Source organism: Brevundimonas sp. GW821-FHT09G01, assembly GCF_059416065.1.
This window is the reverse complement of the sequence record NZ_JBWKOL010000002.1, coordinates 345,325-365,267: the sequence shown is the minus strand read 5'-3', so window position 1 is coordinate 365,267 and position 19,943 is coordinate 345,325. Positions and strand designations below refer to the sequence as shown.

At 69.8% G+C, this 19,943-nt stretch carries 24 protein-coding genes; 9 read left to right on the top strand and 15 right to left on the bottom strand.

What is annotated here, in order from left to right; translation table 11 throughout:
• Positions 1-1,212 (top strand): M16 family metallopeptidase, encoded by a 1,212-nt coding sequence (locus tag AC07NB_RS06655; RefSeq protein ID WP_494571810.1) that lies wholly within the window; start codon positions 1-3, stop codon positions 1,210-1,212.
• On the opposite strand, the gene AC07NB_RS06650 is transcribed toward AC07NB_RS06655, so the two are convergent.
• Positions 1,209-2,189, bottom strand: a complete 981-nt coding sequence (locus AC07NB_RS06650) for a DUF2268 domain-containing putative Zn-dependent protease (RefSeq protein WP_494571809.1) — start codon at positions 2,187-2,189, stop codon at positions 1,209-1,211. The two genes, AC07NB_RS06655 and AC07NB_RS06650, sit on opposite strands and share 4 nt — an antisense overlap.
• A 131-nt stretch (positions 2,190-2,320) precedes the next feature.
• On the opposite strand from AC07NB_RS06650, the gene AC07NB_RS06645 reads away from it, so the two are divergent.
• From AC07NB_RS06645 to AC07NB_RS06635, 3 genes are read left to right on the top strand one after another with little or no spacing between them, the layout of a single operon-like run.
• Positions 2,321-2,911: a GNAT family N-acetyltransferase gene (locus AC07NB_RS06645; protein ID WP_494571808.1), complete on the top strand. Its 591-nt coding sequence runs from the start codon at positions 2,321-2,323 to the stop codon at positions 2,909-2,911.
• 26 nt (positions 2,912-2,937) lie between these two features.
• Complete coding sequence (locus tag AC07NB_RS06640; protein WP_494571807.1) at positions 2,938-4,605, top strand: putative bifunctional diguanylate cyclase/phosphodiesterase; 1,668 nt, start codon at positions 2,938-2,940, stop codon at positions 4,603-4,605.
• Positions 4,605-4,994 (top strand): hypothetical protein, encoded by a 390-nt coding sequence (locus AC07NB_RS06635; RefSeq protein ID WP_494571806.1) that lies wholly within the window; start codon positions 4,605-4,607, stop codon positions 4,992-4,994. Before AC07NB_RS06640 ends, AC07NB_RS06635 begins: the two co-directional genes overlap by 1 nt.
• Here AC07NB_RS06635 and AC07NB_RS06630 read toward each other — a convergent pair.
• Positions 4,991-5,560, bottom strand: coding sequence for a YqgE/AlgH family protein (locus AC07NB_RS06630; protein ID WP_492314011.1), 570 nt, complete (start codon positions 5,558-5,560; stop codon positions 4,991-4,993). The genes AC07NB_RS06635 and AC07NB_RS06630 overlap by 4 nt on opposite strands.
• Before the next feature lie 126 nt (positions 5,561-5,686).
• On the opposite strand from AC07NB_RS06630, the gene AC07NB_RS06625 reads away from it, so the two are divergent.
• From AC07NB_RS06625 to vsr, 3 genes are read left to right on the top strand one after another with little or no spacing between them, the layout of a single operon-like run.
• Positions 5,687-6,172 (top strand): peroxiredoxin, encoded by a 486-nt coding sequence (locus AC07NB_RS06625; protein ID WP_291833302.1) that lies wholly within the window; start codon positions 5,687-5,689, stop codon positions 6,170-6,172.
• A 54-nt stretch (positions 6,173-6,226) separates the two neighbouring features.
• The gene (locus tag AC07NB_RS06620) at positions 6,227-6,451 is read left to right on the top strand and encodes a hypothetical protein (protein WP_494571805.1); all 225 of its coding nucleotides are present in this window, start codon (positions 6,227-6,229) and stop codon (positions 6,449-6,451) included.
• Positions 6,345-6,680, top strand: coding sequence for a DNA mismatch endonuclease Vsr (gene vsr / locus AC07NB_RS06615; RefSeq protein ID WP_494571900.1), 336 nt, complete (start codon positions 6,345-6,347; stop codon positions 6,678-6,680). Before AC07NB_RS06620 ends, vsr begins: the two co-directional genes overlap by 107 nt.
• On the opposite strand, the gene AC07NB_RS06610 is transcribed toward vsr, so the two are convergent.
• The 5 genes from AC07NB_RS06610 to AC07NB_RS06590 form a co-directional block, all read right to left on the bottom strand.
• The gene (locus AC07NB_RS06610; protein ID WP_494571804.1) at positions 6,641-8,584 is read right to left on the bottom strand and encodes an ATP-binding protein; all 1,944 of its coding nucleotides are present in this window, start codon (positions 8,582-8,584) and stop codon (positions 6,641-6,643) included. The genes vsr and AC07NB_RS06610 overlap by 40 nt on opposite strands.
• 66 nt (positions 8,585-8,650) lie before the next feature.
• Entirely contained in the window at positions 8,651-9,688 is a 1,038-nt protein-coding gene (locus AC07NB_RS06605) for a quinone-dependent dihydroorotate dehydrogenase (RefSeq protein ID WP_494571803.1), read from the bottom strand.
• On the bottom strand, positions 9,679-10,035 hold the full coding sequence (locus AC07NB_RS06600) for a DUF952 domain-containing protein (protein ID WP_291833313.1): 357 nt from the start codon (positions 10,033-10,035) through the stop codon (positions 9,679-9,681). Before AC07NB_RS06600 ends, AC07NB_RS06605 begins: the two co-directional genes overlap by 10 nt.
• Complete coding sequence (locus AC07NB_RS06595) at positions 10,032-10,532, bottom strand: SixA phosphatase family protein (protein ID WP_492314006.1); 501 nt, start codon at positions 10,530-10,532, stop codon at positions 10,032-10,034. The genes AC07NB_RS06600 and AC07NB_RS06595 overlap by 4 nt, the downstream gene beginning before the upstream one ends.
• Before the next feature lie 24 nt (positions 10,533-10,556).
• Complete coding sequence (locus AC07NB_RS06590) at positions 10,557-11,300, bottom strand: class I SAM-dependent methyltransferase (RefSeq protein ID WP_492314005.1); 744 nt, start codon at positions 11,298-11,300, stop codon at positions 10,557-10,559.
• Between the two features lie 45 nt (positions 11,301-11,345).
• On the opposite strand from AC07NB_RS06590, the gene gloB reads away from it, so the two are divergent.
• The gene (gene gloB, locus AC07NB_RS06585; protein WP_494571802.1) at positions 11,346-12,074 is read left to right on the top strand and encodes a hydroxyacylglutathione hydrolase; all 729 of its coding nucleotides are present in this window, start codon (positions 11,346-11,348) and stop codon (positions 12,072-12,074) included.
• On the opposite strand, the gene AC07NB_RS06580 is transcribed toward gloB, so the two are convergent.
• The 4 genes from AC07NB_RS06580 to AC07NB_RS06565 all read right to left on the bottom strand — a co-directional run bounded on the left by AC07NB_RS06580 (position 12,064) and on the right by AC07NB_RS06565 (position 15,142).
• Complete coding sequence (locus AC07NB_RS06580; RefSeq protein ID WP_492314003.1) at positions 12,064-12,831, bottom strand: DUF4908 domain-containing protein; 768 nt, start codon at positions 12,829-12,831, stop codon at positions 12,064-12,066. The two genes, gloB and AC07NB_RS06580, sit on opposite strands and share 11 nt — an antisense overlap.
• A gap of 100 nt (positions 12,832-12,931) precedes the next feature.
• Complete coding sequence (gene phbB / locus AC07NB_RS06575) at positions 12,932-13,657, bottom strand: acetoacetyl-CoA reductase (RefSeq protein WP_291833328.1); 726 nt, start codon at positions 13,655-13,657, stop codon at positions 12,932-12,934.
• 120 nt (positions 13,658-13,777) lie between these two features.
• Entirely contained in the window at positions 13,778-14,527 is a 750-nt protein-coding gene (locus tag AC07NB_RS06570) for a DUF72 domain-containing protein (protein ID WP_291833331.1), read from the bottom strand.
• 33 nt (positions 14,528-14,560) lie between these two features.
• A complete protein-coding gene (locus AC07NB_RS06565; RefSeq protein WP_291833334.1) occupies positions 14,561-15,142 on the bottom strand; it encodes a TetR/AcrR family transcriptional regulator in 582 nt (193 codons plus the stop codon).
• A 112-nt stretch (positions 15,143-15,254) separates the two neighbouring features.
• Here AC07NB_RS06565 and AC07NB_RS06560 point away from each other — a divergent pair, with 112 nt between their 5' ends.
• A complete protein-coding gene (locus tag AC07NB_RS06560) occupies positions 15,255-15,554 on the top strand; it encodes a CC_3452 family protein (protein WP_291833337.1) in 300 nt (99 codons plus the stop codon).
• Positions 15,555-15,569: 15 nt separating this feature from the next.
• On the opposite strand, the gene AC07NB_RS06555 is transcribed toward AC07NB_RS06560, so the two are convergent.
• The 4 genes from AC07NB_RS06555 to AC07NB_RS06540 all read right to left on the bottom strand — a co-directional run bounded on the left by AC07NB_RS06555 (position 15,570) and on the right by AC07NB_RS06540 (position 19,923).
• Positions 15,570-17,141 carry an ATP-binding protein gene (locus tag AC07NB_RS06555; protein WP_494571801.1) on the bottom strand — a complete coding sequence of 524 codons (1,572 nt, stop codon included), beginning with the start codon at positions 17,139-17,141 and terminating at the stop codon, positions 15,570-15,572.
• Between the two features lie 114 nt (positions 17,142-17,255).
• Positions 17,256-17,648: a VOC family protein gene (locus tag AC07NB_RS06550; protein WP_494571800.1), complete on the bottom strand. Its 393-nt coding sequence runs from the start codon at positions 17,646-17,648 to the stop codon at positions 17,256-17,258.
• Positions 17,648-19,009, bottom strand: a complete 1,362-nt coding sequence (locus AC07NB_RS06545; RefSeq protein WP_494571799.1) for a glutamate--cysteine ligase — start codon at positions 19,007-19,009, stop codon at positions 17,648-17,650. Before AC07NB_RS06545 ends, AC07NB_RS06550 begins: the two co-directional genes overlap by 1 nt.
• Positions 19,010-19,203: 194 nt before the next feature.
• Positions 19,204-19,923: a 16S rRNA (uracil(1498)-N(3))-methyltransferase gene (locus AC07NB_RS06540; RefSeq protein ID WP_494571798.1), complete on the bottom strand. Its 720-nt coding sequence runs from the start codon at positions 19,921-19,923 to the stop codon at positions 19,204-19,206.
• Positions 19,924-19,943: the final 20 nt, after the last annotated feature.

Genomic DNA, 19,943 nt, shown 5'->3' with positions numbered 1-19,943 from the left:
ATGCCGGGTCTGCGCACCCTCGCCCTGACCGTCGCCGTGCGCGGCGGGGCCAAGTGGGAAAGCGAGGCCACCTCAGGCTGGTCCCACTGCCTCGAACATCTGGTGTTCAAGGGCGCGGGCGACATGGGCGCGCGGGAGATCGTCGAGCGGATCGAGGCCGAAGGCGGCTCGATCAACGCCGCGACGGGCTATGAGCGCACCAGCTTCGAGGTGCGGGCGCTGGAGGGCGGCCTGCCGCTGGCCATGCAGGTTCTCTCCGACCTCGTCTTCCGCCCCATGCTCGATCCCGCCGAGATCGTGCGCGAAAAGGACGTGGTGGCGCAGGAGATCGCCGAAGCCTTCGACACGCCCGACGACCACGTCTTCGAAATGGCCCAGACGCGCGCCTTCGCCGGCCAGCCGCTGGGACGTCCGATCCTGGGCTCCGTGGCCAGTCTGAAGCCGATCGACCGCGCTTCCATCGGCGTCTGGCGCGCCCGCCTGTATTCCCCCGACCGCATGGTGGTGGCGGCGTCCGGCGCGGTAGATGAGGCCGAGCTGCTGGCCCTGGCCGAGCGCTGGTTCGGCGATCAGGTCGCCACCCCGGCGGAAGAGCCCGATACGCCCCGCTTCACCGGCGGCGACGCAGCCCTGACCCGGCGGATCGAACAGGCCAACATCGTCTTCCAACTGCCCGCCCCGTCGGCGGTCGATCCGGCCTATGCGGCCACCCGGCTGATGAGCGAGATCCTGGGCGGCGGCATGGCCTCGCGCCTTTTCCAGAGCGCCCGCGAGGAGCGGGGACTGGCCTACGCCATCGACGCCTATCACGAGCCCTATGAGAACGCGGGCGTCCTGGGCATCTACTCCGGAGCCTCGGCCGACCGGGCCGTCGAACTGGCCCAGGTCTGCGCCGCTGAACTGAAGGCGCTGGCCGAGACCGGTCCCACGGTCGCCGAGCTGTCGCGCGCCAAGGCGGTGCTGAACGCCGGCCTGTGGATGTCGGACGAGAGCCCGGCGGCTCGTGCGGGCCGGGCCGCGGCTCAGGTGCTGCTCTTCGGCGCGCCGATCGAATCCCGGACCATGGCCGACCGCACCCTGGCCCAGACCGCCGAGGACGTCCGCGCCGCCGCCGCCGGGTGCCTGGCGCCCGGCCTGGCCGCCACGGCGGTGCTGGGTCCCAAGGCCGCCGCCCCGGCGGGCGCGGCCTTCAGGGACGCTCTTTTCAGCTAGTCAGCGAAATAGCCGGAGGCGTCGACGAAGCGCTGAACCGCGGCCTGATCCCCGAAGTCCAGCTCGATCATCGCCTTGATCGCGGCGGGCTTGTCGGCGGCGCGCGCATGATAGCGCGAGACGATGGCGTAGCCGACGTAATAGCCCAGGTCGCGAACGCCGAAGGCGTTGTCGGTGCTGTTGTAGAGCCAGCCGCTGTAGTCGTTGACCATCATGTCCCGGCGGAAGGCCGCCTTGATCGCGGCGTCGTTCTGCGGGCCGTAGGTCACATAGGCCAGGTCGGGCATGCGGCCGGTGACCTGCTCGGCGACGAAGTCGGCCACGCCCTCGTACACGGCCTGGGCCAGCAGGGTCTGGCGCTCACCGCGCTCCTGGGTGTGGACCACCTCGTGCACCGCCAGCAGGTCGAGGTTGGCGAGCGGGTCGCTGGCGAAGTATCCGGCGAAGAACCTCTGCAGTCCGGCCGACATCTGCGAGGTGTCGACGCTCTGGTCTCCGGTGGCCATCTCGACGCCGAGCAGCACCTTGTCGTCCAGGGTCGTGCCCGCCGAGCGCAAGGCCCCGACCTCGAAATAGATGCCGGCCGGCCGCAGGTCCGGATAGAGATCGCGGAAGCGATCCAGGTGCCCCTCGAGCCGGACGAGGGCGCCGGCGGCCAGCGCCGTGCGCGGCCGAACGGTGTCCCAGTACCGGGGGTAGGCGTTGATGGCGGCGACATAGGTGGCGGCGCTGTAGCCCTTGGCTTCCATGAAGGCGTGCAGGCCAGGCGTGCCCTGGTCGATATAGAGGCGCTGGAACTCGGCCTCCTGCTGCACGGGATCGGCCATGCCGCGCACTGCGTCATAGGCGGTCCAGAACCGCGCCACGTCGTCATCGACGACGGCGATCGCGCCGGGCGAGGCGGGGGCCTGGGCGAGGGCGCTCGTCGACGGCCCCAGGGCCATCAGCAGGGTGGCGAAAAGCAGCGCTCTGGTCATTTGATCTCCCGCGACGTCCCGCGCTAGGGGCCGATGACTGGCCGCGCCGTCAAATGAAACTCCGGTAATTTCGCCCCCATCCAGCGCCGAAACCGTCGCCAAGGCGGTCGCGAGCGGTTTATTCTGAGGTCATGGCGCTTCTGGACTGGATCAGCGACGCGGGCGGACCCGTGGTGGAGGGCGAGGGGGTCATCCTGCGCTCGCCGCGCTCGGCCGACCATGAGGCCTGGGCCATGCTGCGGCAGGAGTCCTATCCCTATCTCCAGCCGTGGGAGCCGACCTGGCCGGAGGACGACCTGACCCGCGCGGCCTTCAAGCGGCGGCTGGCGATCTACCAGCGCGAGCTGGAGGCCGGGAACGCCTGGCCCTTCTTCATCTTCACCGATCACGGGCGAACGCTGGTGGGGGCCGTCACCCTGTCGAACGTCCGGCGCGGCGTCGCCGAGACCGGCACCATCGGCTACTGGATCGGCCGCCGGTTCGCCGGGCAGGGCCACGCCACGGCGGCGGTGCGCGCCCTCGTCAGCTTCGCCTTCAACGAATTGAACCTGCATCGGGTCGAGGCGGCGTGCGTGCCGCACAACATGGCCTCGCGCCGGGTGCTGGAGAAGTCGGGCTTCGAGCATGAGGGCCGGGCGCGGGCTTATCTCAAAATTAACGGCGGTTGGGCAGATCATCTCCTGTTCGGCCGCGTGAATGACGGGGCCGGGCGCGCCGGCTGACGCCGTGCACCGGAGAACCGCGGCGCGTGAACACTCGCTCCAGAAGTCTGGCCTGGGACGCGACGACCGCCATTGAGGCGTTGGCCGCCGCCGATGCCGCGCTGTGGATCTGGACGCCCGCCGAGGATCAGATGCGGTTCACGGGCGCGACGCGGGCCCTCGGGCTGGGTCCGCTGGCCCCCGAATGCTCGGGTGCCGCCTTCACCGCCGTGGCCATTCCGCAGGACCGGGCGCTGGCTGAAAAGATTCTCAAGCCGCAGGAGGAGGGGACCGAGGTCGCCGTTCGCCTGCGCATGCGCGATTCCGAGACCTGCATCTGGCGCGGGGTCTGGCTTGAAGACGGCCTGCGCGCCGCTGGCGTCGTGGCGCTGGAAACCAAGTTCGCCGCCTCGCACCGCGATCACCTGACCGGCCTTCTGGACCGCCGCACCTTCCTGTCGCGCGCCGGCGAGACCCTGACCCAGATGGGCGAGTTCGAGCTGGTGGTGGCCGACGTCGACCGCCTGCGCCGTCTCAACGAGGCCCTGGGCCATGAACGCGCGGACCTGGTGCTGGCCGCGCTGGGCTCGCGCCTGAACGCCGCCTTCCCGCACGATTCCAACGCCGCCCGCATCGGGGAGGACGAGTTCGCCATCCTGGTCCCGCGCGGCGCTGGCGCGGCGACCGAACGCCTGCGCGAGGCGCTGGAACAGCCGCTGCGCGTCGCCGGTTTCGACATCTATCCGACGGTCTCCATCGGCGGCGTGACCGTCGAGGGCGGCCCTGACGCCGCCGATCCCGCCGAACTGCTGCGCCGGGTCGAACTGGCGGTGGAACAGGCCAAGACCGCCGGGCGCGGCGGCATCGCCGCCTATGGCCGCGCGCTGGAGAGTGACAGCCTGTCCCGGCTCGCGCTGGAGGCGGACCTGCGCAACGCCTTCGTGCGCGGCGAGATCGAGCCCTTCTACCAGCCGATCGTGAACCTCAACACCGGCGCGGTCGCGGGCTTCGAGGCTCTGGCCCGCTGGCGTCACCCCAAGCGCGGCATGGTCCCGCCGGATGAATTCCTGGGCCTGGCCGACGAGATGGGCCTGATGAACGACCTGGGCCTGCTGATGATGACCGCCTCGGCGCGGCAGCTGGCCGAATGGCTGGCCCGACATCCGTCGGCGGGCAAGCTGTTCTGCAGCGTCAACCTGTCGGTCGGCGAGATCGAGCGGGCCAATCTTGTCGAGGACGTCTCGCGGATCATCAGCGAGGCGGGCCTGCCCAAGGGCGCGCTGAAGCTGGAGGTCACCGAAGGCGACATCATGCGCGACACCACCCGCGCCGCCGAGACGCTGACGAAGCTGCGCAACGCCGGGGCCTCGCTGGCGCTGGACGACTTCGGCACCGGTTTCTCGTCGCTCAGCTACCTGGCCAAGCTGCCGTTCGACACGCTGAAGATCGACCGCTACTTCGTTCTGACCATGGACAAGGACGAGGGCTCGGCCAAGATCGTCAAATCGGTCGTCAACCTGGGCCGCGACCTGTCGCTGGAAGTCGTCGCCGAGGGCGTCGAGAACGCCGGCCTCGCCAAGCTGCTGCTTGAGGCCCAGTGTCACTACGGGCAAGGCTTCGGCTACGCCCAGGCCCTGCCCGCGCAGGAGGCCGAGGTCTATCTGAACGAGTCCCTCGCCGACGGCTCGGCGCCGATCAAGGCCCGGTCGGCTTGATGATCGGAGACAAGACCCCGGGATGGCTGCGCATCCTGGGTATTGTCGCGGCTCTCGGCCTTGTCGGGTGGGGCGCTTGGGAAAAGTGGACCAACTCGGGCGCGGGGCCTGTCGAGCGCGCGCTTCGGCAAAATGACCCTTCCTTCGGCGAGGCTGTGATCCACCTCGCCGAAGGGCCGAACTTCATCGATTCCGATGGATCTCAGCGGCGTCGGACCAGGTTGTGGTGCGGTCAGGTCGACGGCCGTGTCGATGGGAGGGTCGCAGTCCTCATGCGCCACTCGCGAAAATGGACAGGCGTCAGCGTCGAAGAGGTCGCGTCCGGCGAGACCGCGCTGACGGATCGCGCGCGCTGGCTGCTGTCGAAATGCGAGGGCGTGAGGCCCTAGGCCCGCCCGGCCTGCCCTGACAGTTGCGCCGGATCGACGCCAAGCGTCGCCACGGCCCGCGCCCATTTGGCGTCGTAGTCGGTGTCGAAGATCAGGCCCGGATCGGCGTCGGCGGTCAGCCAGACATTCTCGACCAACTCATCCTCCAGCTGCCCGTCGCCCCAGCCCGCATAGCCGAGCAGCAGGATCGACTGACGCGGCCCCTTGAGCGGATCGACCATGGCCGCCAGCGCCTCGCGCGTGCCGGTCATGGCCAGACCCTCGCCGAAGGGCATCGAGGCGTCCTCCATCATCCAGTCGTCGGTGTGCAGGACGAAGCCGCGTTCCCGCTCCACCGGACCGCCCACCAGCACCTTGCGCGCGGCGGCGCCGTCCGGGGCGGGGGTGTCCAGCTTGGACAGCACCGCCTTCAGGTCTACGCCCGGCGCGGGGCGATCCAGTCTCAGGCCCATGGCGTGGTCCGGGCCGTGCGCGCAGACCAGGATCACCGCATGCTCGAAGCGGGGGTCGCTGATGCCCGGCATGGCCACCAGCAGGCGTCCGACGAGGGATTGGAAGTCGTCCATGCCCTTATGATCGGCACGCGAGGGCGGCGGCGCAAGCGCGGCGTGGACGCAGGCGGTTGGCGCGGCCCTCGGCAACGCCTATCTGGTCCGGGAGTTTGATCCTCATCTTCCTTCCAGGAGCCTGCCATGACCGTCCAGATCGGCGACCGTATTCCCTCGGCCAACCTGACCCGGGCCACCGACGACGGCCCCAAGCCGGTCAGCACCGACGACATCTTCGCGGGCAAGACCGTGGCCCTGTTCGCCGTTCCGGGCGCCTTTACCCCGACCTGTTCGGCCCGCCACCTGCCCGGCTTCAAGGATCACCGTGAAGACTTGGCCGCCAAGGGCGTCGACACCGTCGCCTGCGTGTCGGTCAACGACGCCTTCGTCATGGGCGCCTGGGCCGACAGCCAGGGCATCGGCAAGGAAGACATCCTGATGCTGGCCGACGGCAACGGCGACTTCACCCGCCAGCTCGGCCTGGCGCTGGACGCCAAGGGCTTCGGCATGGGCGAGCGTTCGCAACGCTACTCGATGCTGGTCAAGGACGGCGTCGTCGAACAGCTGAACATCGAGCAGGGCGGCGAGTTCAAGGTGTCCTCGGCCGAGCACCTGCTGGCGCAGCTTTAAAGCGTTGGTCGCGAGGCCCTACCGCCCCTCGGCTACTTGAGGGCCTCGCGACCGATGGGTTCAACCGACGTCTTCACCCCGGAAAAGCGCAGCGCCGTGATGCGCCGCGTGAAGGGCAAGGACACCACGCCTGAACTGGCCGTGCGCCGCATCCTGCCTGCGCACGGCCGGGATCGGCTATCGGCTGGGCGGCGCCGGCCTGCCGGGGCGGCCGGACGTGGTCATGAAGGGGCGGCGGACAGTCGTCTTCGTCCACGGCTGTTTCTGGCACGGCCATGAATGCCCGCGCGGGTCCAGACAGCCCAAGGCCAACGCCGCCTACTGGATCGCCAAGATCGACCGCAACCGCGCCCGCGACGCCGCCAACGCGGAGGCGCTGCTGGCGCTGGGCTGGCGGGTCGTCACCGTCTGGGAATGTGCGATGAAGGCGCCGGACTGTCCCGACCGCCTGCTGGCGGCCGTGCGCGATCAGGCGGCGGCCGTCTCGATATCGTCCGCTTCGCCCTGATCCGTCATCACATGGGTGATGGCGCCCAGCAGCATCGGCGGCGTGATCGGCTTGGGCACGAAATAGGTCATGCCGGCGGCGGTGCAGGCGGCGATGTCCTCGGGCGAGGTATCGGCGGTCACCGCGATGATCGGCACGCCCGCGTTCGGGCCGTTTCCGGCGCGGATGCGCTTCGTCGTCTCGCGCCCATCCAGCTCCGGCATCCGCACGTCCATGAAGATCAGGTCGAAGGCGGTGTGTTCGCAGATCTTCAGCGCCGCCATGCCGTCGGCGGCGGTGGCGATGTCGCAGCCCAGCGGCTGCAGGATCAGCTGGATGGCGCGGCGGTTGATGTCGTGGTCGTCGACCACCAGCACCCGCATCGGACGGCCTTCGTCCTCGTCGTCATAGGCCTCGTCCGCGATCGGTTCGGGTGCGGCCTCGGCGGCGACGGGAGCCGGAGCGGGGCGAGCCGTCTCCAGGGGGCGGGGCGCGACGGCGGGGGCGGCAGGGCCCTGCCGGTTCGACAGGACGCGGGCGACGGCGTCGCGGCTCTCCTGATCCAGGCCGGGCGTGACCGCCTCGGTCATCTCTCCCGGCGCCAGGCGCAGGGCCAGAGTGAAGCGGGCGCCCTCGCCAGGGCGGCTGCGGGCGGTCAGACGGCCGTCCATCAGGTCCGCCAGCTGCCGGCTGATAGACAGGCCCAGGCCGGTGCCGCCGTGACGCGCGCTGACCCCGTCCATGGTCTGGTCGAAGGGGGTGAACAGGCGGGCCACCTGCGCGGCGGTCATGCCCGGGCCGGTGTCGACCACCTCGATCAGGACGGCGTAGCCGCCGGGCTCCTCGGTCCAGCCGTTCAGGCGCAGGGTGATCGCGCCCTTGTCGGTAAACTTGATGGCGTTGGAGATCAGGTTGTTCAGCACCTGCCGCAGGCGCATCGGGTCGCCGCGCACCGAGGCGGGCATGGTGGCCGCGCCCTCGACGCGGAACTTCAGGCCCTTGGCCCGCATCGGTCCGCGCCACAGGCGGACGGTCTGGTTGAGCAGTTCACGCAGGTCGAAATCGACCGCGTCGACGGTCATATGGCCGGCCTCGAGCTTGGCGTGATCCAGCAGATCGTCCAGCAGGGCCTTCATCATGAAACCGGCGTCGCTGATCAGGCGGGCCTGAGCGCGCGCGGAGCCGTCGTTGGCCCCCCGTTCCAGCTCTGCCGCGCCGGTCAGGATGGCGCTGATGGGGGTGCGCAGGTCGTGGCCGACCGTCGCCAGGAAGGCGCTGCGGCCGTCCATGATGCGCTCGGCGTCGATACGCTTCTGCTCGGCCTCGATCCGGGCGGCGCTCTCGGCGGTGCGCGCCTCGTTCATCCGCTGCCAGGTCGACAGGCAGTAGGTGATGAAGACGCCCACGGCGATGGCCGCGGCGGTCACGAAGCCGGTCGAGCCGCCGAACAGGGCCATGAACACGGGGATGGAGGTCAGGTACAGGAACTGCGGCGTGACCGTCAGGATCAGCACGCGCATGGAACGCGGCGCATTGATCATCGAATAGATGGCGCCCGCCGACAGCAGCATGGCCGCGCAGACCCCGCCCATCGGACCGCCGATCAGCCACAGCGGGACGGACAGGCTGCCGAAATAGCCCGCGTTGACGAACAGCAGAAGATCGCCGGCCAAGGCGCGGAAGCCGGTCAGCTTCTGGGCGCGGCCGCCGATGATCGGGGCGAAGGCCCACAGGTCCAGGCCCTGAACCAGGAAGTAGCCCAGCACCCATCCGACGCTGATGTTCCAGCCGATCAGGGGACTGAAGACCAGGGCGCTGGCGGCGGCCATGCCGAGACGCTGCAACAGCGCCTTGCGACGCTGGCGGATGGCGATGACCCATGGATCGGTCATCGGCGTCGTGTTGCTGGCGCCGGTGTTCGCCATGCGTCTCCCCGAGGATGGGCGTACTCGCCCTTCCTTCCACCATGACGCGTCTGCCCTAACGGTCCGTCAACGGCCCGTTCCAACGGCCTCCGAGACGGTGGAGAAGCCGTCCGCGCGCAGGCGGGCGGCGAGGTCGCGCTTGATCCGCGACACCAGGCCGGGCCCCTCGTAGATCAGGGCGGAATAGACCTGGATCGCCGAGGCGCCGGCGCGGATCCGGGCCCAGGCCTCGGCCCCGGAATCGATGCCGCCGACCGCGATCAGGGGCAGCTTACCGGCGGAGGCGTCGGCGGCGGCGCGAAGCGCGTCCAGCGCCCGCGCCCGCAGCGGGGCGCCCGACAGGCCGCCGGCCTCGTCCTTGTCGGGCGAGCGCAGGCTGTCGGGGCGGTCCAGCGTGGTGTTGGAGACGATCAGGGCGTCCAGGCCGTGGTCCAGGCTGGCCTCGACGATCATGCCGATCTCGTCGGCGGTCAGGTCGGGCGCGATCTTCAGGAAGACGGGGGTCGGGTCATCGCCGCGGGCCGCCGCCAGCCGCCCCAGCAGGTCGTCCAGCGCTGCTCGGCCCTGCAGGGCGCGCAGGCCCGGCGTATTGGGCGAGGAGACGTTGACGGTGACGTAGTCGGCCAGACCCTTCAGCCGGACCAGACCGGCGACATAGTCGGCCGCCTTGTCCTCGGTATCCTTGTTGGCGCCGAGGTTGGCCCCGATCACCGCCGTCTTCGGGCGGTGCGCCAGTCGGTCCGCGAAGGCCTCCAGCCCGGCGTTGTTGAAGCCCATCCGGTTGATGATCGCCCGGTCTTCGCTGAGCCGGAACAGGCGCGGCTTCGGATTGCCGGGCTGGGCCAGCGGGGTGACCGAGCCGCATTCCACGAAGCCGAAGCCCAGGCGCGCCAGCCCGTGCAGGGCCTCGCCGTTCTTGTCGAGACCCGCCGCCAGCCCGACCGGATTGGGCAGGTCCAGCCCGGCCAGACGGGTGTGCAGCACGGGATCGTCGGCGCCGGGCGCGGGCAGGGGCGTGACCTGCAGCGCCTTGATCGCCAGCTGGTGGGCCATCTCGGGATCCAGGCGGCGCAACAGGGCCGCGCCGAGGTCGGTCAGGGCCATCCGACGGCTCCGTCTTCGAATCGCATGATCCCGTCCGCATCCACCGACAGGCCACGCTCGTCGCGGGCGGCGGAAACGGGCAGCGGGGCGAACAGGTGTGGAAACAGATCGCCGCCGCGCGAGGCCTCCCACTTCAGCGCCTCGCCCAGAACCGCCAGGTCCACCTCGATCAACAGCAGGTCGCCACGCCCGGCGTAGTGGCGGCGCGCCGTCTCGGCCAGCTGGGCCGCGCTGGACATGTGGATGTAGCCGTCCTTCAGGTCCACCGCCGACCCGGCATAGGCGCCGTCCAGACGGGCGAGCTCCCACTCGGCGTGGTCGACCAGCTTGTAGGCGATCTCGCTCATTCGGCGATGTCCCGCGGCTGCAGGAAGCCTTCGAAGGTGCAGCGCCCGGCCACATCCACCGTGAACAGGGCCGCGGCCCCCGGCGGGAAGCCGCCGCTCATCCGGTCCAGCACGGACGGCGAGGCGGCGCTCTCGATCAGATATTCGACAGCCAGCAGGTGAACGCCCGGATTGTGCGCCACCACCAGCAGGCAACCGGCCTCGTCCTCGACCGCCTCGATATGACGGCGCAGCGTATCGGCCGAGCCGTTGTAGAGCGGTTCGTCGTCGCGCACCTCGACATCGCCCATGGCGTCGTGGACCAGGGCCCAGGTCTGGCGGGTGCGGGAGGCGGGGGAGACCAGCGCCAGATCCGGGCGCACGCCCCTGGCCGCCAGGGCGCGGCCCATCAGGGCGGCGTCGCTTCGGCCACGCGCCGACAGGTCGCGGTCGCGGTCACGGCCGGAGCCGCTCGCCCGTTCCGCCTCGGCGTGGCGCATCAGGATCAGTCGCTGCATGGGCCGCCTTTACGGGTGTTCGGCCTATTCGGCCAGATCACGCCGGGCGCGCGAGGCCGGTTGCGGCTGCAGTGCGGAGTTCCGCACCGGGACGGTGGCCACCGCCCCGCCGGGACGGGCCCTGGCGTAGGCCTGGCGGGTGGCCTCCAGCAGGATGACGCCGGCGGCTCCGGGCAGCACATGCTTGCCGATCTGTTCCAGCCCGTCGGCCAGCGGCAGCAGCGGACCCCACGGCGGCACATACAGGGTCTGGGACCAGGCCGTCGGCTCCAGCCCGGCCTCGCGCACCAGCCGTTCCAGCTGGCGACGGGTGAAGGGCCGTCCGTGGCCGAAGGGGGTGTTCTCGGACCGCGCCCAGAGGCCGCCGCGCGCCGCCGCCACCAGGATGACCCGGCCCGCCGGCGCCAGCGCCCGCACCGCCTCCAGCATGAGCGCCTGGGCGTCCTCGGCCTCTTCCAGCGCATGAACCATCAGGATGCGGTCGAATGATCCGGCGGCGAAGGGCAGGCGGCGGTCTTCGACCAGCACGGTGCGGTTCTTGCCCGCCTGCGGCCACAGCTCAACGCCCTGACCGCCCGGCATGGCGGCGACCACCCGGCGTGCGCCGATGAAGGCCTCCAGCCACGGTGTCGCATAGCCCAGGCCCAGCACGTCGCAGTTGCTGGCCTCGCCCCACGCGTCCTCGAGCCGGCGGGCCAGCAGTCGGCGGGCCAGCGCGCCCGCGGGCTCGCCGTAGAAAATCCTCAGGTCCTCGATGCTGCGCCGCATGGGGCCAGCATAGACCCGCCGGGGAGCGGCTGCCAGAATGCCGTCATGACCCTCGAAATCCGCCTCTTCCCCTGCCTGAACGACAACTACGGCTTCCTGGTCCGCGACACGGCGACCGGAACCGTCGCGACGGTCGATACGCCCGACGCGACGGCCATACTGGCGGAGCTGGAGCGGTCGGGTTGGGGGCGGCTGGACCTGATCCTGAACACCCACTGGCACCCCGACCACACCCAGGGCAACGCCGCCCTGCAGGCCGAGACCGGCTGCGAGATCGTCGGCCCGGAGGAGGTGCGCAAGGCCGCGCCGCTGGATCGCGTGGTGCGCGGCGGCGATACGGTGATGCTGGGCGAGACGGTGCTGGAGGTGTCGGACGCGCCGGGGCACACGCTCGGCCACATCGTCTATCGCGCGCCGTCGGACGGTCAGGCCTTCGTCGGCGACGTCCTGTTCACTCTCGGCTGCGGCCGCCTGTTCGAGGGCACGCCGGACCAGATGTGGGACAGCCTGCGGACGCTGGCCGCCTGGCCGGACGAGACGACAGTCTGGTGCGCGCATGAGTACACCGCCGCCAACGCGCGCTTCGCCCTCAGCCTCGACGACCGGCCCGAGATGCGGGCGCGCGCCGCCGAGATCATGGCGATGCGCGAGCGGGGCCAGCCCACCGTGCCCACGACCATCGGTTCGGAGAAGGCCTTCAATCCGTTCCTGCGGGCGACGGACGCCGCAGACTTCGCCGCCCGGCGCGCGGCCAAGGACGGCTTTACCGGTTAGGCGTCGGGTCCTGCGGCAGGAAGGCGCGGATCACCCGCGCGGACGATGGACGCCCCGCGACGCCCTGCGTCGGGGCGACCACGATGCGCAGTTCGCCCCGCACATAGGTGACCGCCGTGCTGCCGCCCTGAACGATGACGATGCGGCGCAACTGGTTCAGCGACGACCGGCCCGTCGGCGAGCGGGCGATGCGCAGCACCGCGTCGGTCGACAGGATCAGGGCTTCGACGGTCAGGCCTTCGGCGTCCGCATCGGTGTCGACATTGATCTCGATCAGCCGACCCATGGTCTGGCTCATCATGGCGCTGCGGCGCGTCATCAGCTGGAACAGCTGCGCCGGCCCCAGCGACGGCTGGGTCAGCGCTTCACCCGGTCCCGTCAGCGAGACGGGCGACCCGCCCGGCGCGCGGCTGGTGAAGACCGTCATGCCGCCGCCGGGCGTCAAGCGCAGGATCTGCTGGCCGGCGTCGTTGCGGTAGATGACGTCCCCGCGCGGCGCGGCGGTGGGGCGCAGCACCCAGGTCTCGTCGCGGCGATCGAAGCGTAGCAGGGGGCGTTGCCCCGACCGGTCCAGGGTGAAGGCCTCGCCCGATTCCGATATGTATCGTCCGACGGGCGGTGGCGCGTGATTGGCGCCACCCCGGCTGCGCAGCGCCTGGCTCTGCTCGGCCTGGGCGTTGCCGCGTTCCTGGGCGAAGACCTGGGGCGCGGTGAATGCAGCGGACAGCAACGCCGCCGCCGCGATGGCAAGCGCCATCACGGTCGGAAGCGGCCCGCGCGCCATTCTGACCCTTGCCGTCAACTCCATGGCTGACTTGGTGCAGTCGTCACGCGGCGGATTTTGGGCAGGGATCGGATCAGCCGACCAGATACTGACCGCCGTTCAGCGACAGGGTGCAGCCTGTGACATATCCGGCACGTTCACCGGCCAGCCAGGACACCATGTCGGCGATTTCCTCGCCTTTTCCGAGCCTTCCGACCGGGATTTGGGCGATGATTCCGGCCAGGACCTTCTCGTCCATCGCGCCCACCATCTCGGTGTCGATGTAGCCTGGGGCGATGCAGTTCACGGTCACGCCCTTGCGCGCGTTCTCCAGCGCCAGCGCCTTGGTGAAGCCGATCATCCCGGCCTTGGCGGCGGAATAGTTGGTCTGGCCGATCTGGCCCTTCTGGCCGTTGATCGAGGAGATGTTGACGATTCGGCCGTGGCCCCGGTCGCGCATGCCGTTGATCACGTGGCGCGTCATGTTGAAGACGCTGTCCATGTTCACGCGGATGACGTCCGACCACTGGTCGGCACTCATCTTGTGGAAGAAGCCGTCGCGGGTGATGCCGGCGTTGTTGATCAGCACGTCGACGGGGCCCAGCTCGGCCTCGACCTCGGCGACGGCGCGGGCGCAGTCGTCATAGGAGCCGACATTGCCTTTCACCACCATCACGCCCAGCTCGCGGGCCGTGGCCTCGGCGGCTTCGGTATTGCCCGAATAGCCGGCGGCGACGGCCATGCCGTCCTCCTTCAGCCGCTGCACGATGGCTTTGCCGATACCGCGGGTTCCGCCCGTGACCAGTGCGACGCGTGCCATATGCGCTTCCTTTTCCCTTGAGCGGCGGTCTCTGACGCGGACCGCCTGCCGTATGGATACGCTTTAGCCCGCGCGCCGTTGCGCGGAAAGACGCCGTTACGCAGCTTTATCGTCGGCGCGTCACCCGAGCTTGGCGATCAGGGCCTGCGCCGCCGCCGGATTGCGCACTTTCGCCCCGGCGATGAAGTAGGCGAACACGTCGCCGCGCTTGGCCCAGTCCTTCGCCCGGGCCGCGATCCCGTCCAGTTCGGCCGAGGTCATGCCGGTCGGCTCGTCCGGCCTGCTCGACATCAGGCGCGCATAGGTGAAGTCGGCGGTCGGCAGGTCGATCCTGGGCCATTCCGGCGCCTCGTCGTCCTCGGCGTAGACGATGGCCGCGCCGTATTTGGCCGCCAGATCGTAGAACTGCTGGGTGTCGAAGGTCGGGCTGCGGACCTCCAGCGCGTGACGCAGCCGGATGCCGTCCTTCTCCTTGGGCAGCAGCTTCAGGAAGCCCTCGAAGTCGACCGGGTCGAACTTCTTGGTGGCCATGAACTGCCAGTTGATCGGCCCCAGCTTGTCGCCCAGCGCGGTCAGACCCTGGTCCAGGAACCGCTCGAAGCTCTCATTGCCTTCCGACAGCACCTTTCGATTGGTGCAGAACCGGCTGGCCTTCACCGCGAAGACGAAGTCGTCCGGCGTCTCGTCGCGCCACTTCATCCAGGTCTCGGGCTTGAAGCCGGAGTAGTAGGTGCCGTTGATCTCGATCGAGCTCAGCTTGCTGGAGGCGTACTCCAGCTCCTTCTTCTGGCTGAGTTTGTCGGGATAGAAGACGCCGCGCCACGGCTCGAAGGTCCAGCCGCCGATGCCGACCCGAATGGTGCCTGTCATGGTGTCCTCTCCCTGTCGTCCAAGGACCTAGGATCAGACCGCCGATCCCACAAGCGCCCGATAGGCCGCCGTCGCCTGCGCGCGGGCCGTATCGTCGTCCAGCAGGCGGCGCGAATGCCCGTAGGCCAGCACGATGCCCTTGAACTGGAACACCAGGATCTCGAGCGCGACGCTGTCGGCGTCGGGCTTCAAGGTCCGGAACTCGCGCTTCAGCGTCTTCGCCCACAGGATCTGGCTGTCCTTCAGGGTGTCGCGCAGAGGGCCCGGCTGATCGTCCAGTTCGATGGCCGCCGCCTTCAGCGGGCAGCCGCCCGGCCGGTCCTCGCCGTCGATCCAGTCCAGCTCGCCCTGGAAGATGCGGTCCAGCCGCTCACGGCCCTGCGCCAGCGGCTCGGCCGGGGCCCAGACGGCGGCGGTGAAGCGGGCGATCATGGCGTCGACCACCTCGGCCTGCAGCGCCTCCTTGGACTGGAAATGCTTGAGCACGGCGCTCTTGGACACCCCCGCCGCGCCGGCGACGTCGGCCAGGCTGACCGCCGCCAGCCCACGCACGGTGACCTGGGCCATCGCCTCGTCGATCAGCCGGGCATGGGTGGACTCGCCCTTGGGCGGCATCAGCGGAAATCCTGTTGACTCAAAGTGACCGATCGGTCACTTATGGGTGTACGACCGGTCACTTTTATCCGATCCCGGTCGTTCTGACCACCCCCTCCGAGGAGGAAGCGCCATGCTTCTCATGTCCCTGATGACGGCGGCCCTTCTGGCCGTTCAACCTGCGCCGGCTCCCACCGGCGCTTCGGCCACCCTGGTCCAGCCGCGCGAGATCCGGCTGAACCTCGACGGCCGCAACTGGGCCTGCGGTCCGGACGGCGCCTGCGTCGGCCGGGGCGGCGGCGCGGCCCAGCCGCTGATGCGCGAGTGCCGCCGGTTCGTGGCCCGCACCGGCGCCGTCTCCGGCTTCAGCCGCGGCGGCCTGGCCCTGACCCAGGCCGAGATCGCCCAGTGCAACACGGCCGTGGCCGCTTAAGAAAGCCGCCGGTCGTCAATCGATCACCGCCTCGATCCCGGCCAGCAGGCTGGCGGCGGTGATCGGCTTGGCGACATGGCTGTCGGCGCCGGCGGCCATCGCGTCCTGGCGGTGTTCGATCATGGCGTTGGCGCTCAGCATCACGATCGGGGTGCGCCCCCGGCCGGGTGAGGCCGCCTCCAGCGCGCGGATGGCGCGGGTCGCCGTCAGTCCGTCCATCACCGGCATCTGCATGTCCATCAGGACCACGTCGAAGTCGTCGTCCTCGAACGCCGCGACGGCCTGGGCGCCGTCCCCGGCGATGACCACCTCGGCCCCGTGGCTGGCCAGGATCAGCTGGACAACGCGCTGGTTCGTCGGGTGGTCTTCCGCCAGCAGGACCCGCAGCGCGCGCTCGGTCAGCGGATGGGCGCCCCCTCCGCTGCGGGCGTCGCGCGCGTCATAGTCGTCGAGGCTCTGCTCCCGCTCCAGCGGCAGGGCGAAGCGGAAGCGGCTGCCTTCGCCGGGCGCGGACTGGGCCTCGATCTCGCCGTCCATCATCTCGACCAGTGAGCGGCAGATGGACAGGCCCAGGCCGGTGCCGCCGAAGCGGCGCGTGATGGTGCTGTCGGCCTGGTTGAAGCGCTCGAACAGGTGCGAGGCGTGGTGAGCGTCGAAGCCGACGCCGGTGTCCTCCACCGAGATCGCCAGCCGGCCCTCCGCCATCTGGACGCGCACGGTGATCGCGCCCTCGGCGGTGAACTTGACCGCGTTGGACAGCAGGTTGCCGAGGATCTGGCGGATGCGAGTGCTGTCGCCGCGGAACATCCCGCGCGCCTCGGGATCGCGTTCGACGTGGAACGCCAGGCCCTTGTCCTCGGCCCGGGTCTGCATGACCGCGATGGGCTCCAGGGCCTCGTCCAGATCGAAGGGCCGCGACTCCAGGTCCAACTGGCCCGCCTCGATCTTGGAGACGTCGAGGATGTCGGACACCAGCCGCTCCAGCGTCACGCCCGAACTGCGGATCAGCTCGACCATCTCGGTCTGGCCGGCGTCCAGCGCGGTGCGCGACAGGGCGTCGACGATGCCGATGACCCCGTTCAGGGGCGTGCGGATCTCATGGCTCATATTGGCCAGGAAGTCGGACTTGGCCCGGTTCGCGGCCTCGGCCGCCGCCTTGGCGTCCAGCAGGGCCTGCTCGGCCGCGACCCGATCCGTGACGTCGCGGGCCACGCCGTAGATGCGGTCGCCGGACCGCTGGGCGCGCCATTCCAGCGTGCGGTAGTGGCCGTCCTTGTGCCGGTAGCGGTTGATATGGCCCACCACGGGGGCGCCGGGACGCCGGTTCTCGACCTCGCGGGCGCTGTCCCGGGTTCCGGGCAGGTCGTCGGGGTGGACCAGGTCCAGCAGATAGGTCCCCTGCAGCTCCGCCGGTGCATAGCCCATGGCCGCCCGCCAGGAGGGGCTGACCCGAACCAGGCGCCCGTCGAGCTCGCGGATGACCAGCAGGTCGAGGGAGACGTCGAAGAAGTTGGCCAGTTCCGCCTGCCCCCCGGCGCCGGGCGCCGTGTCGTCGTTGGAGCTTCTGGCGGGGGCAGGGCAGGTCATCGTCGAGGGACGTCCGCAGGGGTAACCGGAACAACAAGCTTAACGCCGTGATGTTAAGGTCGGATTGCATTGGTCCGCGTCAAATCGCCATGCGCGGGCCGCCGGGCGGGGGCGTCAGCCGCGCAGTTCCAGGTCGTTGCCGTCGGGGTCGCTGATGTAGATCGATACCGCCTCGCCGGTGGAGCCGTACCGCAGGCCTTCGTCGCCCAGCTTGACGCCATGCGACTTCAGATGGGCCCGTACGGCCTTGATCTGGAAGTCGGCGATGCGCAGGCACAGGTGATCCATGTTGCGGCCTTCCGGACCCGGCGCCGCCCCGCCCTTGGCGCCCAGCACGCCGGCGACCGGGACCAGATCGATGAGGGCGTCGCCGGCCCGCAGCTGGATCAGGCCGATGTCGTCGCGGCGGCGTTCGACGGTGCAGCCGATCACCTCGCAATAGAAGGCGATCATCGCCTCCAGGTCGCGGGTGCGGATCACCACGTGATCAATGCCGAGCGGGCGCATCAGTAGGCGAAGTCGCGGTACAGGCGGGTCAGGTCGCCCTGCCATTCGCCGTTGTACAGGTCCAGCAGCCGTTCGGCGGGCGTCACGCCGCTGGCGGCGATGTCTTCCAGTTCGGACAGGTAGCCGCGCTCATCGACCATGCCGCCCGAGAAGCGGGCCCGGTTCTTCAGGCCCTGACGGGCGATCTCGACCATGTCCTTTGCGACGGCCTGCACGGTGCGGCCGCCGACCTCGGCCTTGAGGCCCAGCCGGGTCACGTCACGGCGCAGGCGTTCGTGGTCGGCGATGTCCCAGTCCTTGACCAGGTCCCAGGCGGCGGCCAGCGACGGGGCGTCGTACAACACGCCGGCCCACAGGGCCTGCAGGGCGCAGATGCGGCTCCACGGCCCGCCATCGGCGCCGCGCATCTCAAGATAGGCCTTCAGCCGCACCTCGGGGAAGAGCGTCGTCAGGTGGTCGTTCCAGTCCTTGAGCGTGGCCAGCTCGCCCGGCAGATCGTCCAGCCGGCCGTCCATGAATTTCCGGAACGAGCGGCCCGACAGATCGATGTACTGGCCGTTGCGCTTGGCGAAATACATCGGCACGTCCAGCGCATAGTCGGCGTAGCGCTCGAAGCCGAAGCCGTCCTGGAAGACGAAGTCCAGCATGCCGGTGCGGTCGGGATCGGTGTCGGTCCAGACATTGGCGCGGGCGGTCAGGAAGCCGTTGGGCTTGCCCTCGGTGAAGGGCGAGTTGGCGAACAGGGCGGTCGCGATCGGCTGCAGCGCCAGGGCGGTGCGGAATTTGGCGACCATGTCGGCTTCGCTCTCGAAGTCGAGGTTCGACTGGATGGTGCAGGTGCGCAGCATCATGTCGAGGCCGAGGTTCCCCTTCTTGGGCATGTAGGCGCGCATGATGCCGTAGCGGCCCTTGGGCATGATCGGCACGTCCGCGCGCGTCCACATCGGGTCGAAGCCGGTCCCGAGGAAGCCGAGGTTCAGCTGGTCGGCGACCTGCTTGACCTCCATCAGGTGCTGGCCGGTCTCGTTGCAGATGTCGTGCACGTCCTTCAGGGGCGCGCCCGACAGCTCGAACTGGCCGCCGGGCTCCAGGCTGATGGAGGCGGTCAGACCCTCGGCGTTCTTGCGCTCCAGGGCGATGACGTTCTCGCCCTCATAGACCTTGTCCCAGCCGAAGCGGGTCAGGCCGTCCAGCATCGCCTTGATGCCGTTCGGACCTTCATAGGTCGGGCGGCGCAGGGTCGAACGGTCGAAGCCGAACTTCTCGTGCTCGGCGCCGATGCGCCACTGGTCGCGAGGCTTGGCGCCCTTCGACATGGCCCCGATCAGGTCTTCGCGGGAAAGCGGCGCGGTGTCGGCCATGGATGTCTCAAGCCCCTCGTGTCGCGGCTAGATGGGCGGGAAGCGGCCCTTGCTCAAGGGGCAGGCGGAATTGGAACGGTCCCGACAGCGGTTTCGTCGGACTCGTGGCGGAAAAAAAACGGGTGCGAAGAGTGCGAACAGTGCGATTCCATCGTGCCGTATTCTGCCTCGCCGATACGTCAATTCCGGTCGGATCAGCGGTCCCAGTCGCCGAGGGCCGCCTGCCACAGGGTCAGGGCGGTGGTCGCGGCGGTGTCGGCCCGCAGCACGCGCGGTCCCAGCGAGACGGCGGTGGTGAAGGGCAGGGCCCGCAGCCGGTCGCGTTCCTCAGGCGTGAAGCCGCCCTCCGGCCCGATCAGCACGGCCCAGGACGATCCGCCCGCGGCCTGCAGGGCCTTCATCGCCGGCTCCCCGCCGGTCTCGTCGCAGAACATCAGCCGGCGGGAGACGTCCCAGCTGTCCAGGATCGCATCCAGTTTCGACGGCTCGTCCACCAGCGGCACGTCCAGCCGTCCGGTCTGTTCGGCGCTCTCCTCGGCGATGGCGTCCAGCCGGTCGAGGCGCAGGTGCTGGGGCTGGGTCCGGGCGGTGGTCACCAGCCGGATCCGCGCGGCGCCCAGCTCGGTCGCCTTCTCCACCGCGAACTCCAGCGCCGCCTTCTTCACCGTGGCGATCAGCAGGTGGATGTCGGGCGGATTGATCTGGTCGCGCACCTGTTCCTCGGCGCGCAGCACGGCGCCCTTCTTCAACACCTCGGCGATGGTGCAGCGCCACTCGCCGTCCAGGCCGTTGAAGACCCGCAGCTCATCCCCGGCCTTCAGCCGCATCACCTGGGTGAGGTAGCGCGACTGGTCGAGCGTCGGCGCGAGCGCGGCCCCGGGGGACAGGGGCTGGGGGATGTGGAGGCGGGTCATGGCGCCTTGATACCCGACAC

Coding starts and splice junctions, on each gene's coding strand:
- AC07NB_RS06540 (WP_494571798.1), bottom strand. CDS start 19,923: ATGACCCGCCTCCACATCCCCCAGCCCCTGTCCCCCGGGGCCGCGCTC.
- AC07NB_RS06625 (WP_291833302.1), top strand. CDS start 5,687: ATGACCGTCCAGATCGGCGACCGTATTCCCTCGGCCAACCTGACCCGG.
- gloB (WP_494571802.1), top strand. CDS start 11,346: ATGACCCTCGAAATCCGCCTCTTCCCCTGCCTGAACGACAACTACGGC.
- AC07NB_RS06650 (WP_494571809.1), bottom strand. CDS start 2,189: ATGACCAGAGCGCTGCTTTTCGCCACCCTGCTGATGGCCCTGGGGCCG.
- AC07NB_RS06655 (WP_494571810.1), top strand. CDS start 1: ATGCCGGGTCTGCGCACCCTCGCCCTGACCGTCGCCGTGCGCGGCGGG.
- AC07NB_RS06590 (WP_492314005.1), bottom strand. CDS start 11,300: ATGCGGCGCAGCATCGAGGACCTGAGGATTTTCTACGGCGAGCCCGCG.
- AC07NB_RS06595 (WP_492314006.1), bottom strand. CDS start 10,532: ATGCAGCGACTGATCCTGATGCGCCACGCCGAGGCGGAACGGGCGAGC.
- AC07NB_RS06610 (WP_494571804.1), bottom strand. CDS start 8,584: ATGGCGAACACCGGCGCCAGCAACACGACGCCGATGACCGATCCATGG.
- AC07NB_RS06580 (WP_492314003.1), bottom strand. CDS start 12,831: ATGGCGCTTGCCATCGCGGCGGCGGCGTTGCTGTCCGCTGCATTCACC.
- phbB (WP_291833328.1), bottom strand. CDS start 13,657: ATGGCACGCGTCGCACTGGTCACGGGCGGAACCCGCGGTATCGGCAAA.
- AC07NB_RS06545 (WP_494571799.1), bottom strand. CDS start 19,009: ATGGCCGACACCGCGCCGCTTTCCCGCGAAGACCTGATCGGGGCCATG.
- AC07NB_RS06550 (WP_494571800.1), bottom strand. CDS start 17,648: ATGCGCCCGCTCGGCATTGATCACGTGGTGATCCGCACCCGCGACCTG.
- AC07NB_RS06630 (WP_492314011.1), bottom strand. CDS start 5,560: ATGGACGACTTCCAATCCCTCGTCGGACGCCTGCTGGTGGCCATGCCG.
- AC07NB_RS06555 (WP_494571801.1), bottom strand. CDS start 17,141: ATGACCTGCCCTGCCCCCGCCAGAAGCTCCAACGACGACACGGCGCCC.
- AC07NB_RS06560 (WP_291833337.1), top strand. CDS start 15,255: ATGCTTCTCATGTCCCTGATGACGGCGGCCCTTCTGGCCGTTCAACCT.
- AC07NB_RS06600 (WP_291833313.1), bottom strand. CDS start 10,035: ATGAGCGAGATCGCCTACAAGCTGGTCGACCACGCCGAGTGGGAGCTC.
- AC07NB_RS06635 (WP_494571806.1), top strand. CDS start 4,605: ATGATCGGAGACAAGACCCCGGGATGGCTGCGCATCCTGGGTATTGTC.
- AC07NB_RS06605 (WP_494571803.1), bottom strand. CDS start 9,688: ATGGCCCTGACCGACCTCGGCGCGGCCCTGTTGCGCCGCCTGGATCCC.
- AC07NB_RS06620 (WP_494571805.1), top strand. CDS start 6,227: ATGGGTTCAACCGACGTCTTCACCCCGGAAAAGCGCAGCGCCGTGATG.
- AC07NB_RS06570 (WP_291833331.1), bottom strand. CDS start 14,527: ATGACAGGCACCATTCGGGTCGGCATCGGCGGCTGGACCTTCGAGCCG.
- AC07NB_RS06565 (WP_291833334.1), bottom strand. CDS start 15,142: ATGCCGCCCAAGGGCGAGTCCACCCATGCCCGGCTGATCGACGAGGCG.
- AC07NB_RS06645 (WP_494571808.1), top strand. CDS start 2,321: ATGGCGCTTCTGGACTGGATCAGCGACGCGGGCGGACCCGTGGTGGAG.